At 66.8% G+C, this 15,855-nt stretch carries 12 protein-coding genes and 1 tRNA gene; 7 read left to right on the forward strand and 6 right to left on the reverse strand.

Annotated elements, in window-relative coordinates; genetic code table 11:
- Positions 1-4: 4 nt before the first annotated feature.
- From A5648_RS17485 to A5648_RS17495, 3 genes are read right to left on the reverse strand one after another with little or no spacing between them, the layout of a single operon-like run.
- Positions 5-937: a nucleoside triphosphate pyrophosphohydrolase gene (locus A5648_RS17485; RefSeq protein ID WP_065025753.1), complete on the reverse strand. Its 933-nt coding sequence runs from the start codon at positions 935-937 to the stop codon at positions 5-7.
- Positions 934-4,596: a transcription-repair coupling factor gene (gene mfd / locus A5648_RS17490; protein ID WP_065025754.1), complete on the reverse strand. Its 3,663-nt coding sequence runs from the start codon at positions 4,594-4,596 to the stop codon at positions 934-936. The genes A5648_RS17485 and mfd overlap by 4 nt, the downstream gene beginning before the upstream one ends.
- Positions 4,597-4,655: 59 nt before the next feature.
- A complete protein-coding gene (locus A5648_RS17495) occupies positions 4,656-5,258 on the reverse strand; it encodes a TetR/AcrR family transcriptional regulator (protein ID WP_065025755.1) in 603 nt (200 codons plus the stop codon).
- An 85-nt stretch (positions 5,259-5,343) separates the two neighbouring features.
- On the opposite strand from A5648_RS17495, the gene A5648_RS17500 reads away from it, so the two are divergent.
- The 3 genes from A5648_RS17500 (at position 5,344) to A5648_RS17510 (ending at position 7,919) form a co-directional block, all read left to right on the forward strand.
- A tRNA-Gln gene (locus A5648_RS17500) sits at positions 5,344-5,415 on the forward strand.
- A gap of 222 nt (positions 5,416-5,637) precedes the next feature.
- Entirely contained in the window at positions 5,638-7,059 is a 1,422-nt protein-coding gene (gene eccE, locus A5648_RS17505; RefSeq protein ID WP_428844353.1) for a type VII secretion protein EccE, read from the forward strand.
- Positions 7,056-7,919 carry a glycoside hydrolase family 16 protein gene (locus A5648_RS17510; RefSeq protein ID WP_234787463.1) on the forward strand — a complete coding sequence of 288 codons (864 nt, stop codon included), beginning with the start codon at positions 7,056-7,058 and terminating at the stop codon, positions 7,917-7,919. Before eccE ends, A5648_RS17510 begins: the two co-directional genes overlap by 4 nt.
- On the opposite strand, the gene A5648_RS17515 is transcribed toward A5648_RS17510, so the two are convergent.
- A complete protein-coding gene (locus tag A5648_RS17515; RefSeq protein ID WP_234787464.1) occupies positions 7,901-8,575 on the reverse strand; it encodes a YdcF family protein in 675 nt (224 codons plus the stop codon). The two genes, A5648_RS17510 and A5648_RS17515, sit on opposite strands and share 19 nt — an antisense overlap.
- Positions 8,572-9,990 carry an O-antigen ligase family protein gene (locus A5648_RS17520; protein WP_131810592.1) on the reverse strand — a complete coding sequence of 473 codons (1,419 nt, stop codon included), beginning with the start codon at positions 9,988-9,990 and terminating at the stop codon, positions 8,572-8,574. Before A5648_RS17520 ends, A5648_RS17515 begins: the two co-directional genes overlap by 4 nt.
- Positions 9,991-10,186: 196 nt before the next feature.
- On the opposite strand from A5648_RS17520, the gene A5648_RS17525 reads away from it, so the two are divergent.
- The 4 genes from A5648_RS17525 to A5648_RS17540 all read left to right on the forward strand — a co-directional run bounded on the left by A5648_RS17525 (position 10,187) and on the right by A5648_RS17540 (position 14,970).
- Positions 10,187-11,659 (forward strand): polysaccharide biosynthesis tyrosine autokinase, encoded by a 1,473-nt coding sequence (locus A5648_RS17525; protein WP_082966560.1) that lies wholly within the window; start codon positions 10,187-10,189, stop codon positions 11,657-11,659.
- 76 nt (positions 11,660-11,735) lie between these two features.
- On the forward strand, positions 11,736-12,770 hold the full coding sequence (gene gmd / locus A5648_RS17530; protein WP_234787465.1) for a GDP-mannose 4,6-dehydratase: 1,035 nt from the start codon (positions 11,736-11,738) through the stop codon (positions 12,768-12,770).
- Positions 12,767-13,735 carry a GDP-L-fucose synthase family protein gene (locus A5648_RS17535; protein WP_065025760.1) on the forward strand — a complete coding sequence of 323 codons (969 nt, stop codon included), beginning with the start codon at positions 12,767-12,769 and terminating at the stop codon, positions 13,733-13,735. Before gmd ends, A5648_RS17535 begins: the two co-directional genes overlap by 4 nt.
- Before the next feature lie 2 nt (positions 13,736-13,737).
- Entirely contained in the window at positions 13,738-14,970 is a 1,233-nt protein-coding gene (locus tag A5648_RS17540) for a glycosyltransferase (protein WP_065025866.1), read from the forward strand.
- 35 nt (positions 14,971-15,005) lie between these two features.
- Here A5648_RS17540 and A5648_RS17545 read toward each other — a convergent pair whose 3' ends face one another.
- The gene (locus A5648_RS17545) at positions 15,006-15,719 is read right to left on the reverse strand and encodes a hypothetical protein (protein WP_065025761.1); all 714 of its coding nucleotides are present in this window, start codon (positions 15,717-15,719) and stop codon (positions 15,006-15,008) included.
- Positions 15,720-15,855 lie beyond the last annotated feature (136 nt).

Consider the following 15,855-nt stretch of genomic DNA (forward strand, 5'->3'; position numbering starts at 1 on the left):
CGCACTACACCGGCCAGTGGGCGCGCCACTCCGGCTCGCTGATCTCACCGAGTGGCGCGGGATCATCGAGAACGTCCACCCCGCCGCGTGCCGCCGCGATCGCCTCCTCGACAGCGCGGACGGTATCCATGAATTCTAAAATCGCTGTGCGCAAACGGTTTTCGATGTCCCCGTCAGCGGTGATGGTGACCGCGGTGATCGCGTCGGGGATCAGCTCGGCGGGCAGGCCGGCGCGGGTGACGCGCTGCAGCACCTTGCTGGCCAACGCCAATGCCGGCTGGGCCGTCGACAGGTCGTCCATGATCGAGTTCCGGGACGCCTTCTCCAGTGCTTTTCGTTCGTGCCACTGCGCCACTTGGTCTTCGAGTGAGATCTCCTGGCCGGCAAGCACTGTCGGCACCCGATTGCCCAGTTTGCGCAGCAGTGCGTCGGCGACGTCGTCGATGCCGAACGGGTGCTCGGGGGCGTCCTCGGCGATGCGGGCGTGGAACAGCACCTGCAGCAGCACGTCGCCGAGCTCTTCGCGCAGTTCCTCGGCATCGCCGCTGCGCACCGCGTCGAACAACTCGTAGGTCTCCTCGAGCAAGAACCGCCGCAGTGAATCGTGGGTCTGCTCGCTTTCCCACGGGCCGGCCGTGCGCAACCGGTCCATGATCGCGACCGCGTCGATCAACCGCTCCCCCGGCGGCGCATCCGGTGCGGCGATCAGCGTCTCGCCGGCCGCCAGGCGCGCCACGACGGCGGGATGATCGCGATCCGAGGACAACAGCACCGCGGCCTGCCCGCAGGCACCGGAGAGCACCGACTGGGCCGACGGCAGCGACCACGGCACCGCGATCGGCAGTTCCTCGGTGTAGACGACGTCGCCGGTCAGCAGCGCCAGAGCTTCCACCGGCACCAGCGAGGGCCGGCGCGGGTCGACCAGGACGACGGTCATCGTCGGCCGGCCGGGGCGGCTTCCGAAACCGACGCCGTCACATCGACATGGCCCGGCGGCTTGCCATTCAGCGCCGAGATCAGATCCGCCACCATCTGGACCAGTTCGACGTCGCGGATGCGCGGCGCCCCTACCGAGGAGCCGGCGCGAGGGATGGGGACCTGCACGGTGGCGGTGGTGGCGCGGTAGCTGGCGGACGGGTGCAGCCGCTTGAGCCGCAACTGGGCCGAATCGGCCAGCGTCATGGGGGCCAGCCGCAGCGTCGTCGCCGAGGCAACGCTGATCTCGGTGACACCGACGCTGCGGCACAACAGCCGCAGCCGGGCCACCGCCACCAGCCGGCTCGCCGGCTCGGGCAGCGGCCCGTACCGGTCGGTCAGCTCGTCGATGACGGCGTTGATCGCCCCGTCATCGGGGGCAGCGGCCAGCCGGCGGTAGGCCTCCAGCCGCAGCCGGTCGGAGTTGATGTACTCCGGCGGGAGGTGGGCGTCGACCGGCAGGTCGATGCGGACGTCCTTGGTCTCCTCGCTGGTGACGGTCTCGCCGTTGAAGGCCGCCCGGTAAGCCTCGACGGCCTCGCCGACCAGCCGCACATACAGGTCGAAGCCCACCCCGGCGACGTGCCCGGACTGCTCCACCCCCAGCACGTTGCCCGCGCCCCGGATCTCCAGGTCCTTCATCGCCACTGCCATCCCGGCGCCGAGTTCGTTGTTCTGGGCGATGGTGGCCAGCCGGTCGTGGGCGGTCTCGGTCAGCGGCGATTCACGCGGGTAGAGGAAGTAGGCGTAGCCGCGTTCTCGGCTGCGGCCCACCCGGCCCCGCAGCTGGTGCAGCTGGGAGAGCCCGAAGGTGTCGGCGCGTTCGACGATCAGGGTGTTGGCGTTGGAGATGTCCAGACCGGTCTCGATGATCGTGGTGCACACCAGGATGTCGTACTCGCGGTTCCAGAAGCCCTGCACGGTGGTCTCCAGCAGTTCCTCGGGCATCTGGCCGTGCGCGACCACGACCCGGGCCTCGGGCACCAGCGCACGCACCCGAGCGGCGGCCGCGTCGATGGAGCGGACGCGGTTGTGCACGTAGAAGACCTGGCCGTCACGCAGCAACTCGCGCCGCAACGCCGCCGCCACCTGCTTCTCGTCGTGCGGGCCGACATAGGTCAGCACCGGGTAGCGGTCTTCGGGCGGGGTCAGGATCGTCGACATCTCCCGGATGCCGGCCAGGCTCATCTCCAGGGTGCGCGGGATCGGGGTGGCGCTCATGGTGAGCACGTCGACGTGGGTGCGCAGCGCTTTGATGTGCTCCTTGTGCTCGACGCCGAAGCGTTGCTCTTCGTCGACGATCACCAGGCCCAGGTTCTTCCAGCGCACGCCGGTCTGCAGCAGCCGGTGGGTGCCGATCACGACGTCGACGGAGCCGTCGGCCAGGCCGTCGATCACCGCCTTGGACTCCTTCGGGTCGGTGAACCGGGAGAGGCCCTTGACCGTCACGGGGAACCCGGCCATCCGGGTGCTGAACGTCTGCAGGTGCTGATCGGACAGCAGCGTGGTGGGCACCAGCACCGCGACCTGCTTGCCGTCTTGGACGGCTTTGAACGCCGCCCGCACCGCGATCTCGGTCTTGCCGTAGCCGACGTCGCCGCAGATCACCCGGTCCATCGGGACCGGTTTTTCCATGTCGGCCTTGACCTCGCCGATCGCGGTGAGCTGGTCGACGGTCTCGGTGAAACCGAAGGCGTCCTCCATCTCGGCCTGCCATGGGGTGTCCGGGGCGAACGCGTGGCCGGGCGCGGCTTGGCGCTTGGCGTAGAGCGCGACGAGTTCGTCGGCGATCTCGCGCACCGCCTTGCGGGCCTTGGTCTTGGTCTGGCTCCAGTCGCTGCCGCCGAGCCGGGACAGCGCCGGCGCCTGCCCGCCGACGTAGCGCGACAGCTGATCCAGCGAGTCCATCGGCACGTAGAGCTTGTCGGTACCGTTGGCGCCCCGTTTGCCCGAGGCGTATTCCAGCACCAGGTATTCGCGTCGCGCCCCACCCACGGTGCGCTCGGTCATCTCCACGAACTTGCCGATGCCGTGCTGATCGTGCACCACCAGGTCGCCCGCGGTCAGCGCCAGCGGGTCGACGGCGTTGCGGCGCTTGGCCGCCAGCCGCTTGCCCTCCGGCCCGGCGACCCGGTTGCCGGTCAAGTCGGTCTCGGTGACGATGACCAGGTTGGCACCCGCGATCACCAGACCGGTGTGCAACGGCCCGGCCAGCACCCCGACCACCCCGGGCTTGGGGGCCGCGCCGGGCTCCAACAACGTTGCCGCAGTGTCGGATTCGGCCAGCTGCTCCACCAGCCGCCGTGCGGTGCCGACACCGGGAGTCACGATCGCCGCGGTGCCACCGGTCGTGACGTGCGCGCGCAGCATGGCGAAGATCTCGTCGATATCGCGCTGTCGGCCCCGCGCCGCCGGTGACGGCCGCACCTCGAGTTGGATCGCCGCCTCGTCGGAGAGCTGACTCAGCGTCCACCACGGATGGCCGGCGGCCGCGGCGGCCTGCGCGACCTCGTCGAGCTCCCGGAATCCCGACCCGCCCAACTGCTCGATGTCGATCGGCGCGTCGCCGCCGATCGCCGCGACCGACCAGGACGCCTCCAGGAACTCGCGGCCGGTCTTGATCAGGTCGGCGCCGCGGGCACGCACCTTCTCCGGGTCGCAGATCAGCACCGGGGTGCCGGCGCCGAGCTGGTCGGTCAGCAGAGCCTGCGGGCCGGGCCGCAGCACCGGACCCAGCGCCTCCATCCCGTCGACCGGGATGCCCTCGGCGAGCTTGGCCAGCATGTCGCCGACGGTGCCGGTGACGGCGTTGCCCTCGGCGTGCGGTTGGTCGCGTGCCAGCGCCGACATTTCCATGGCCCGCTCCCGGACGCTGTCGGTGAGCAGCAGCTCCCGGCAGGCCACCGCCACCACGGTGCCGGCCTCGATCTCGGGGATGGAGCGCTGGTCGGCCACCGAGAACGGCCGCATCTCGGTGATCTCGTCGCCCCAGAACTCGACACGCACCGGGTGCTCGGCGGTCGGCGGGAAGACGTCGAGGATCCCGCCGCGCACCGCGAACTCGCCGCGTTTGCCGACCAGGTCCACCCGGGTGTAGGCCAGCTCGACCAGCCGGGCGATCACCGCCTCGAAGGGTGTTTCGTCGCCGACGGCCAGGATGACCGGTTCGATCGTGTCCAGTTGCGGGGTCATCGGCTGCAGCAGCGAGCGGGCCGCGGTCACCACCACCCGCAGCGGCGGCCCCAGCCGTGCGTCGTCGGGCCGCGCCAGCCGGCGCAGCAGCAGCATCCGGGCCCCCACGGTGTCCACGCCGGGTGAGAGCCGCTCGTGCGGCAGTGTCTCCCACGACGGGAACAGCGCCACCGTGTCGCCGTAGACTCCGCGCAGCTCGCTGGTCAGATCGTCGGCCTCGTGGCCGGTGGCGGTGACCACCAGCAGCGCAGTGTTGCGGGCCAGCGCGGCGGCGGCGAAGGGCCGGGCCGCGGCCGGACCCACCAGGTTGAGCTCGGCGGGCCGGTTACCGGCACGCTCGATGAGATCAGCGAAGGTCGGCGCGCTCAGTGCGGCTTCGACGAGCCCCGCGATCGGGGTCTGGACAGTCGGGTGCCCCGGTGCGGTCATGATGCGGACAATTCTAGGCGGTGCTGAGCCGGGCGCCGATTTGCGTTGGGGTGCATGCCTTATTCATCGTGCAGGGCCGGATCGACCTCGAGGTGCGACAGTCCGTTCCAGCACAGGTTGACCAAGTGCGCGGCCACCACTTCCTTCTTGGGTTCGCGCACATCCAGCCACCACTGGGCCGTCATCGACACCGACCCGACCAACGCCTGGGCATACAGCGGGGCGGTCTCCGGATCCAGGCCGCGCCGGGAGAAATCGCCGGCCAGAATCGACGACACCTGCCCGATCGCATCGTTGAGCAGGGTGGAATAGCTGCCGGAACTGATCGACGCCGGGGAGTCGCGGATCAGAATCCGGAAACCGTCGGTGTGCTCGTCGACGTAGGTCAGCAGCGCCAGTGCGACCCGTTCGACCCGCAGCCTCGACTGGTTGTTGGTCGACTTGGTCAGCGACGTGGTGATGCCGTCCAGCAATGCCGACATCTCCCGATCGACCACCACGGCGTAGAGCCCCTCTTTGCCGCCGAAGTGCTCGTAGACCACCGGTTTCGACACGTTGGCGCGCAGCGCGATCTCCTCGATGGAGGTGCCCTCGTAGCCGCGCTCGGCGAACAGCGACCGGGCGACGTCGATGAGTTGGTGACGACGCTCGCTGCCGGTCATCCGGGCCCGCGGGGGCCTACCATCCCTGTCCAGAGCAGCCACACGGTCCAGGATATCGAGTTCGGTAGAGTCTCCTTGCAATCCATCCGTCGTGGTGTAATCGGCAGCACCTCTGATTTTGGTTCAGATAGTTCAGGTTCGAGTCCTGGCGACGGAGCAATCCCCTGGTACATGCCCTTTGGATGTTCTAGACTCCCTTCCATACCGGCAGTCACTCGGTTGGGGATTGCGTCGCGACCGCCCCGGATCGATGCCTCAGATGCGCCAGCGAGGGCCCATGATCCTTCCGAAATGGCCTAGCCAGCTTCATTTTCGCGCGGACCTGGGAACTCTCCCTACCCGAACCTGCGAGGCGGACGGCGATCCGCAGCACGCTCCGGTGGCCCCGATAGGCAGCGTTTTCGCTCGAGCCGCGCTGCCGTGGCATTCACCGCCACGCCAAGATGAGCAGCAACGCCCACTCGGGCTGGCCAGCTCATGGCCGGGAGTCACCGCGACGTTCCTCTTCGACGTCGCGGTGCTGGTGGCGATCAGCCACCTGCCCGATGGCCGACCGGGGACCGTGGTGTGGTGGTTGGGCGTCACCGCCGCGGCGACGGTGACGATCGCAGCGGCACTCACCTACCACGGCGTCACGGTCGTCCCTGCTCTTGCCAAGTGGTTGTGGAGCTGGTTCCGCTACTGGAGGCAGTCGACCGCGACAGCGCAGCCGGCGTCGATCCCGGGAAGCCCCCCGGGCATTGATCACTGGCGCCGCTTCGGGCACGGAGTGGTAGGCATGCGTGAGCTCCGCGGCCAACTTGTCGCGGTGATCGCCGTGAACGATGCAGCGGACATGTCGCCGGGTGGGCGCCAGTACCCGACGGGCTCGTCGGCCACCTTGCCGGTTCCAGCGGTCGCAGCGGCGCTGCGCCAGTTCGATGTGCGCCTCGATGCCATCGACATCGTTTCGGTCCGGAAGCGCAACGCCACCGAGCGCACCGGTCCGCCGGTTCCGCACACCGTGGACAGTGCCCCCACCGGAGGCCAGAACGGTACGTGGCTGGTCTTGCGGATGGATACCCAGCACAACGTCGCCGCGGTCGCGGCGCGCGATTCGGTGGCCTCGACCTTGGCAGCGGCCGTCGAACGGCTCACCGGCGATCTGAACGCCCGGCGCTGCACGGCCCGGCCGGTGGCTGGGGACGAGTTCGCCCGCGTGGACGCCGCCGTGCGGGCGGGCCTGCAGCGGACTCCGATCCGGCCAGGATTGTGCAACCTCAGGCACCTCGACAAGTACGTGACCAGCTTCTGGGTGGCACCTCGACGCATCACGTCAGGGAACCTGAACATGCTGTGCCGGCAAAACACCGATGCGACCGTGATGACAGTTCGGCTGACCGCCACCGCAGGCCGGGCCGAGGTGTCGGCGTGGGTGCGCTATCACAGCAGCGAGCCGCTGGGTAAGGACTTCTGGACCGCGGCCGGCCTCAGCCGCCTTATGGGCCACCAGTTGGCGGCGGTTCGAGCCAGCCTGCCGACCCCGGTGCGACGGCCAACGCTGGTGGTGCCGTCACGGGAACTACGTGACCAGGACCAGCTCGCAGTGCGGGTGGGCACCGTTGAGGCTGAGCTGGCCGCGGTCACCCGACGCCCGAACCCCGGATTGAGCGACGGCGCCTGGCATGCGAAGGCCATCGGCGCGTGCAAGGGGGCGGCTGTTCGGACGGCGGGGCTTCTGGGACACGGCATCAGACGCCGGCATGATGGGCTTCCCGCACGCCCCGACGAGAAGTCGCCGTTACCGCTGGTGGCGAAGTGACCGCCAACCGGCGCGATGGCCACCGCCCGCGCTGGACGGGTCTGCTGAAATCAGCCGCAGCCGCGCTGGCCATGTGGATCGTCTTCGGCGTTCCCCTGGGTGCCGACGACCGGAACGCGGTCAGCCGGGCGGACGCCGGAAACGCCTGTCCGCCGGCACCACGGGCGGTGGTCGACGACTTCTCCGGTCCCGCCGGTGCGCCGCCCAATCCGCAGCTGTGGAGCTACTTCCTGGGCGCCGGCGGCGCGGACGGCCAACTGCAGGCATACACCAACAGTCCCCGCAACGCGTCCCTGGACGGCAACGGGAACCTCGCGATCAATGCCTTCAACGAGCCGGTCGACGTGCCAGGATTCGGCACGTTCCCCTACAGCAGCGCCTGGCTGAACACCCCCGGGCAGCTCGACTTCTGCTTCGGCACGGTCGCCGCCCGCATCAAGCTGCCTGCCGGCTCAGGCCTGCGGCCCACGTTCTGGCTGTTGGGCTCCAACGTCGGCACGGTGGGTTGGCCCGATGCCGGCGAAATCGACATCATGGAATTGCCCGACGGCGGGTCGACCCTGCACGGCGTCGGCGGGTACCTGCTGCCGTTCCGCGTGCCGCTCGCCGTCGGTACGGGTTGGCATGAGTATTCGCTGAATTGGCGGCGCGACGAAATCTCCACCTTCATGGACGGACAGCTGGTGGGTACTTGGACGCCGGCGTCGCTGCCCCCCGGTACGCCATGGACATTCAACGACAACCCGATGTTCGTGATCCTCAGCATGCCGATCGGCGGGCCCTATGGGATGCCGGACGCTTCGACCCCGTTCCCGGCCACGATGCTTGTCGACTGGGTGCGCTACACACCTCTCGCATGATCCGGCTCGCCGCAGCTGCCCTGGAAGCGCGCCTTGAGAAACGCCAACTCCTGATACAGCGACGTGCCCTCCCACTCCGCGAGCGATATCAGTTCGTCCCGCGGCACTGCTCGCATGATCACGACACCGGGTTGACCCGAAAAACATTGTGAGAAAACAAACCGCGCCCGTGGCAGGTGATGGCGCCAACTGACCACGATGATCCGCTTCCAGTGCCGTTCGGTCGCCAACTGGCGGGCCGCCAGCGCCTCCCCGCGCGTGGTCGCCGGCGCCGGGCGGGGGCAGATGACGGTAATACCCCGGCCAGAACCGGCGCAGGCACGCCGCATGACCGGGTCGTCGGCGGCATACGGGTCGGACAGCACCAGTACTGCTGCCGAGACCTGCCGGGCCACCGCAAGGCCATATGATTCGCGGCCATCATGGGCCCCCGCCAGCACGACAACGGCGTCGGCGTGCTGCAGCGCGTCATCACGCACCCGTCCCAGCCACAGATACCCACCGAGACCGACGACGATCAGCACCGCCAGCAGCGCGGTCGCCGCCGCGGTGACAACGCAACCGAGAATCGCCGCCGCCGTCTCCTTGGCGCGCGATTTCGACCGAACCGGCATTTCCTGGGCTTCATCCGGCGCGGGAATGCAGGGCGAGGTCATCGCTGTGGCCCCGCCGCCCCGGTGTCACGGCGTAGCGCCGCATGCCGCGCCCATAACGGCCGCGACTGACCTGTCGAAAGCCGAGCCGGCGTCACCGACCCGGTCAGCCGATCTGCCGATGCCTCGACGCGGTTGACCGCGACGATCGCTGCTGCACAGCCCACCATGTAATACAGGAAACGGTCGGTCAGCTGATTCTCCACCGCACCGATGGCCAGCCATGCCACAACCGATATCATCAGATAGGCCCCGAGCACTTCGCCGTCGCGCTTCGCCACCCGGCACGATTGGATCGTGCCGAACCAATAAACAAGCATCCCGACGAGAAGAACGCTCCCCCCAGCCGACACGATCTGCAGATAGATGTTGTGCGCTTCGTTGATGTGTTTTATTCCGATGCCGAAAAAAGGATGATCTTCGAAGTCGGACCACGCTTGGGCGAAAAGCTGGCTGCGCTCTTCATCACTGGATGCACTGGTACTCACCCCGGGCAGCGTGATGCCGGCTCCGAACCGAAACAGTTTGTCGAGAATTCCAGGGACCAATTGGCCCAGCACAGTGACCACGCCGAGGAACGACGCGACGAGGGTAACCGCCAGCCATCCCACGACCTTCTTCTTATGCGGCGAGGCGAAGACCGCAGCGAGTACCGCGACCGGCAAGGCCAGTTGCGCCCCCCGCGACCCGGACGCCACCACACCCCCGCCGAGCAGCACCAGCGCGGCGCACGGCAGCCAGCGACGTCGCGACTCGCTGATGAGGTGCACCGCGAAGGGTGTTGCGATGACGCAGACCAGGCCGAGCGTATTGGGATGGTCGGAGAGGCCGGTTTGCCTATCGGAGTCGAATTGGTAATCGAGCGAACGCGCGAAATGGGTGAGTTTGGTCAGATCAGTCAGGGCGATAAGACTGGAAACGCACACCCCCGCAAGGAAAGACGCGGCAATCCACTCCGGTGCGCGTGGCTCCAGTGCGGTAGCGGCGAGAGCGGCGATCGGCACGACCACCAGCGCGATGATCCAGAAGGCCGACTTGACGATACTGCCCGGCGTGCTGGAGACATCGACGCCTGCGCTTTGAAGAGTGTGTTCGTACCGCACTGCAAAAGACGCGGCCGGAATAGGACGGTATGTCAAGGCGGTGGAGCATACGAGCAATGAGACAGCCGGCGCCCAGAGCCATCGGGGAATACGGAAGCGCAGGTTTCCGAATACCGCCATCGCCGCCGCAACGACGAAGGTGAAAAGAAGAAAAACGTCGGCCGGCTGAATGCCGCCGAGGTGGATGCCGCCCCACGTCGCGGTGAAAGATGCCACCAGGAAGGAACCCACCACCGCCTTCGCCAGCCACGGCGGAAACGCCACCGCGCCCGGGACATTCCCCCGGGTCACTCGTCCGGCCGTCAGGCTCGCCATCCGCCCGGGACCCCCCACGCGACACCGCAGGGCCTTCCGCTGCTGCACATGCTGACCATCTCCACCGTTCGTCTCGAGCGATCGGCCGACATAACCATCATCTGAGGGGATACTCTCAAAGGTCAACACGCGGTATGTTAGATCCGGGTAAATCATGCAGTATGACTCTTATCGCCGCTGAGATGAGGGACCCGGGATGCGATCTACCGAGTCGGCCGGCAAGCGAGACTGGCTAAACGTCCTTGTCCGCGAGTGGAAACTCACCATGGGCATCCCGGTCGTCTTCGGCTTGCTGACACTGCTCGTGTGTTCGCTGCAGACGCCGGTCTACGAAGCCACCGCCACCCTGTACGTGACGGCGGGTACGAACGGTGAAGGCCGTGCTCAGCCCTACGAGAATGTGCTGGGCGCGGCGGGCCGGGTCACCTCGTACGTCAAACTGGCCTACGCCGACGAGGTGATCGCGAGCGCAATCAACGATGTCGGCCTTGACATGACGACAGCTGAGGCGCGGGCATCGGTGCGATCCGCGGTGGTGCCGGAGAGCGAAATGTTCACCATCAGCGCCCAGCATAAGAATCGCGAAGTAGCCCGACGCTTTGCCGGCGCACTGGCCCATGCGATCACCGACACCGTCGCCTTCCTGGAAGTCCCCAACGGCGGAGGGCACCCGGCCGCCAGGCTCAGTACCGTGACCCCGGCCACGGTCAATCCAAATCCCGTGGCGCCGAACACCTTAATGAACGTGATCCTGGCAACGATCGGCGGTCTGGTGATCGGCGCGGCCGCCGCCTTGACCCGTGAGCGGCTCAATAACACCGTCCGCGACGAGCGGGACATCGAGAGTCTCTTCGGAACAAGCCTGCTCGGGTGCATCCCTCATGACGACATCCTCGGCGCTGAGAAGACCATCGACTTCGGGGCTCCGGCCACCGCGGCGGCCGGAGCATTCCGGCATCTGCGCACTGCCCTGGCTGTCGCGCATGCGAAACGTTCGCTTACCACGATCCTGGTGACGAGTCCCCGTAGAGGCGAAGGAAAGTCCACGCTCGCACTCAATCTCGCAGCCGCATTAGCCGAGAGTGGCAGCACGGTGGTCGTCGTCGACGCCGATCTCGACCATCCTGCGGTGGCGAAACGTACCGGAAATTTCGAAGGCCCAGGGCTCGCTGACGCCATCCGCACCCAGATTCCACTACTGCAACCGTCGACGATCGATAACTTGAAAGTGATCAGCGCCGGAGGCATGAGCGACGACACCCTCGCCGACCTGCTGGCGTCCAGCGCGTGCGGGATATTCTTCGACCGCTTGGTGGGCCCCTTCGATTACGTCATCGTGGACGCTGCCGCGCTGTCCGACGGTCCGGAAGCCGAGGAGCTCGCGCAGTGGACCGATGGGGTTCTGCTGGTCGTCAGACAGGGCCGATCGAAAATCTCCGAATGCTATGAATCGGCCGCCCAACTCGCCGCCGTCGGTGCCGAACTCGTCGGAGTGGTGCTCAACGATGCGCGTCTACCCAAGAGTCACCCGCTGGCGGCGTCCGCGCCTGCAGTGCGGTCGCGGCTGCCCCGATCGGCATCCGCAACCTCGTCAACCACTTCGCCCAACGGGTCTCCGGCGACGCGGCCGGACTCGCCCGCCATGAAGGCGCGAGACCGAAACGCCTGACACTGCACTGTTTCTCTCCTTGTCTGCGAGGCTATCGATGGAGCGACACAACAACACCACAAACGGGGACACGACCGTGAGATCCCGGCCGAAACGAGCGCTGATCACCGGGATCACCGGACAAGACGGGTCTTACCTCGCGGAATTACTGCTGCGCAAAGGATATGAAGTCCACGGCCTGATTCGGCGTGCGTCGACGTTCAACACGGTGCGGATCGATCACCTCTACGTTGATCCGCACGACCCCGGCGCACGACTGTTCCTGCACTACGGCGATCTCAGCGACGGTACCCGTTTGGTCACACTGCTGGGAGCCATCGAACCCGACGAGGTGTACAACCTTGCCGCACAGTCGCACGTGCGGGTGAGCTTCGACGAACCGGTGCACACCGGCTACACCACCGGTATGGGCTCCATGCGATTGCTCGAAGCGGTTCGGCTGTCCCGGGTCCAGTGTCGCTACTACCAAGCGTCCTCATCAGAGATGTTCGGTGCATCGCCCCCGCCGCAGAACGAACTGACGCCGTTCTATCCGCGGTCCCCCTACGGCGCGGCCAAGGTGTACTCGTACTGGGTGACCCGCAACTATCGCGAAGCGTACGGCCTGTTCGCCGTGAACGGCATCCTCTTCAATCACGAATCGCCGCGGCGCGGTGAGACGTTCGTGACCCGCAAACTCACTCGCGCTGCGGCACGCATCCAAGCCGGAATCGAGTCCGAGGTCTACATGGGCAATCTCAGTGCGATTCGCGACTGGGGGTATGCGCCGGAATACGTCGAAGGGATGTGGCGGATGCTGCAAGCTTCTGACCCGGACGACTTCGTGCTGGCCACCGGCCGCGGCTACACCGTGCAAGAGTTTGCCCAGGCCGCATTCGACCACGCCGGGCTGGACTGGCAGAAGCATGTCAAATTCGACGAACGGTATCTGCGGCCCACCGAGGTGGACGCACTGATAGGCGACGCCGCCAAGGCTGCGGAGGTGCTCGGTTGGAAGGCCGTCACCCACACGGCCGGACTGGCGCAGCTCATGGTGGATGCGGATATCGCGGCCTTGGAGTGCGAAGGCAAGCCCTGGATCGACGTGCCGACACCGGCCGGCCTGCCATGAGCGCCGGGATCTCCGCAGGCACGCTCGACCGTGCCGCACCGGTGTACATCGCCGGACACCGCGGCCTGGTCGGGTCGGCTCTGGAACGCAGGTTCCACGCGGAGGGATTCACGAAACTTGTTGTGCGGAACCGCGACGAACTCGATCTGACGGACCGAGCGGCGACATTCGACTTCCTTCTCACGACCAGACCCGCCGTCGTCATCGACGCGGCGGCAAAGGTCGGCGGCATCATGGCCAACAGCAGCCAACCCGCCGAGTTTCTCTCCGAGAACCTCCAGATCCAGGTCAATCTGCTCGACGCCGCACTGGCCGCCCGGGTGCCGCGACTGTTGTTCCTGGGCTCGTCGTGCATCTACCCGAAATTCAGTCGGCAGCCCATCACCGAAAGTGCGCTGCTCACAGGGTCGCTGGAGCCGACGAACGAGGCTTACGCGATCGCCAAGATCGCCGGTCTCCTTCAGGTGCAGGCGGTCAGACGTCAGTACGGACTTTCGTGGATCTCTGCGATGCCCACCAATCTCTACGGACCGGGTGACAATTTCTCACCGTCAGGCTCGCATCTACTGCCTGCCCTGATCCGCAGGTACGAAGAGGCCCGGGCCAGTGGTGCCCCTCGGGTGACGAACTGGGGCAGCGGAGAACCGCGACGAGAACTCCTGCATGTCGACGACCTGGCGCGCGCGTGCCTGTGTCTGCTGGAGCATTTCGACGGTTCGACCCACGTCAACGTGGGCACCGGCGTCGACCACACCATCCGTGACATCGCCGACATGGTGGCCGACGCTGTCGGTTACACCGGCGAAACCGATTGGGATACAACCAAGCCGGACGGCACTCCGCGCAAGCTGTTGGACGTCTCCCTGTTACGCGGCGTGGGATGGCAACCTCAGATCCCGCTGCGCGACGGTATTGAGTCGACGGTGGCGTGGTACCGCGCGAATGCCGGCGCGGCGAGGACCTGACCGTGCGCATCAGCATCGTCGGCATCAACTATGCGCCGGAGCGATCCGGCATCGCGCCGTACACCACCGCTATGGCTGTCGGTCTGGCGGCTCGCGGACATGATGTCGAGGTTCTCACCGGCCTTCCGCATTACCCGGAGTGGCGCGTCGATCCGGCCTATCGCGGCTCGTCGGGAACGGCGCGTGCGATCGACGGCGTCGCCGTGCGACGCTTCGCGCACTACGTACCCGCCAACCCCACGACCCGCAACCGGGTGGTTTTCGAGACAACCTTCGGTGCCCGCGCGGTGTCTGCGCGCTGGAACAAGCCCGAGGTCGTCCTCACCGTGAGTCCAGCACTGCTGGCCAGCGCCATGGTCATCTCCCGCGCCAGGAGGGCCGGCATTCCGGTGGGCATCATTGCCCAGGACCTGTACGGCAAGGGTATTGCCGAAACCACGGCCATGCCTGCCGTGATGGCCGGATCAGCAGCCCGGTTCGAGGGTGCGGTCTTCAACCGTGCGACGGGTACCGCCGTCATCCACGACCGCTTTGCGCAGGCCGCAGCCAGCATGGGGGTAGACCCAAACCGAATCGCCGTCATCCGAAACTGGGTTCACGTCGAGGCGCCGAGTACCGCCGACACGGCGGCGATACGCATCAAACACGGCTGGCTGCCGCGAGAACGCATCGTTCTGCACAGCGGCAACATGGGCGCGAAGCAGGGCCTGGAAAACGTCGTCGCGGCGGCTCGGCTCGCCGACGAACAGCGGGTCGATATCCGATTCGTGCTGCTGGGCGACGGCAATCAGCGCCGAGCCCTGCAGCAGTCGGCCGACGGCGTACAACGGATCGAGTTCAAGGCCCCGCTGGCCGAGGAGGACTACTGTCAGACGCTCGCGTGTGCGGACGTTCTACTGGTCAATGAACGCCCGGGGGTGGGTGAAATGGCGGTGCCCAGCAAGCTGACTTCCTATTTTTCGGCCGGTCGCCCGGTGCTGGCCGCCACAGACATCAATGGAGTGACTGCCGCCGAGATTCGGGACGCCGGCGCCGGTGTCGTGGTCCCCGCCGGAGATCCGGCCGCGCTGCTCGGCGCGGCGGTGCGGTTGGCTGACGATCACGACGCCGGCAAGCGACTAGGCATCTCCGGCCGGCGCTATGCCTGCCAGCTGCTGGGCGCGGAACGGGCACTGAACGAGTACGAAGGCTGGTGCCGGCGACTCGTCGAGAGCCATCCGAACTCCAAGCACTGAATCAGCCAGCACCGCAACCGCTCTCTGCGCCCGCGCTACTGCCCACGGAATCTTTCGTCATCGAAGGGTGTCACCTCCGTGTAGTTCTCGGCGCGATCCCAGACCGCAGACTTCTCGATCTGCCGGATCAGGCGCGCCGGAACTCCGCCGTACAGGGCGGCAATCGGCATGGTCTCGCCCTTCTTGGCCTTGAGAAGCACCGAACCCGCTGCGAGCACCGACCGTTCGGGCAGGGCCGAGTCCTTGAGGAGGATGCAGCCGGTTGAGGTCACCGCCATGCTGCCCACGATGACCCGGCCGGGTTCCGTCTTGTTCTCCACCAGATCGAGTTCGTGGCTCTGAATGATGCTCTTCAGACCGCCCACCGCCGCGGCCGGTTCGAGGATGACCTGCCCGGAGCAGTCGACGTAGTGGCGGTTCGTGATGACCCCGAATTCCCCGATCAACAACTTGCCCACCAGCGGGCTGTATCGCTGATAATCGGCGGCCGCGGTGAACTGGTTGAAATTGCCGATGAACCCTTTCCGGCCGACCTCGACGCTGGATAGCGATTTGAAGATGTTGAGGGTCCCCAACACGACCCCGTCGGCGAGGGCGAACGGACCGCAATTGAGCACCAGGGTGGGCGCGAGAACGACGTCACGTCCGATGTCGTTGCCCAACAACCGCAATGCCCAGTGTTTGGCGCCGCAGTTCGGCAACAGCCAGGCGACCACCGACAGCCACTTGTTCGGACGACGATCTGCCACTTCGCCCTCCAATCCCGTCTATTCGATGTGACGACGGTATCGGCACCGCGATGGACCTGGGTTAAATCCGCGAGAAATTATCCAGTATCGCCAACCCCGCCGAACGGGCTGGCGCAGCGGCCGCCGGCGTATAAGC

Source organism: Mycolicibacter sinensis, assembly GCF_001673565.1.
In the GTDB taxonomy this organism is placed as follows: domain Bacteria; phylum Actinomycetota; class Actinomycetes; order Mycobacteriales; family Mycobacteriaceae; genus Mycobacterium; species Mycobacterium sinense_C.

Bases quoted from the DNA above. Each gene is read 5' to 3' on its own strand.
- A5648_RS17485 (WP_065025753.1), bottom strand. From the start codon at position 937: ATGACCGTCGTCCTGGTCGACCCGCGCCGGCCCTCGCTGGTGCCGGTG.
- mfd (WP_065025754.1), bottom strand. From the start codon at position 4,596: ATGACCGCACCGGGGCACCCGACTGTCCAGACCCCGATCGCGGGGCTC.
- A5648_RS17495 (WP_065025755.1), bottom strand. From the start codon at position 5,258: ATGACCGGCAGCGAGCGTCGTCACCAACTCATCGACGTCGCCCGGTCG.
- A5648_RS17515 (WP_234787464.1), bottom strand. From the start codon at position 8,575: ATGACCTCGCCCTGCATTCCCGCGCCGGATGAAGCCCAGGAAATGCCG.
- A5648_RS17520 (WP_131810592.1), bottom strand. From the start codon at position 9,990: ATGGCGAGCCTGACGGCCGGACGAGTGACCCGGGGGAATGTCCCGGGC.
- A5648_RS17525 (WP_082966560.1), top strand. From the start codon at position 10,187: ATGCGATCTACCGAGTCGGCCGGCAAGCGAGACTGGCTAAACGTCCTT.
- A5648_RS17535 (WP_065025760.1), top strand. From the start codon at position 12,767: ATGAGCGCCGGGATCTCCGCAGGCACGCTCGACCGTGCCGCACCGGTG.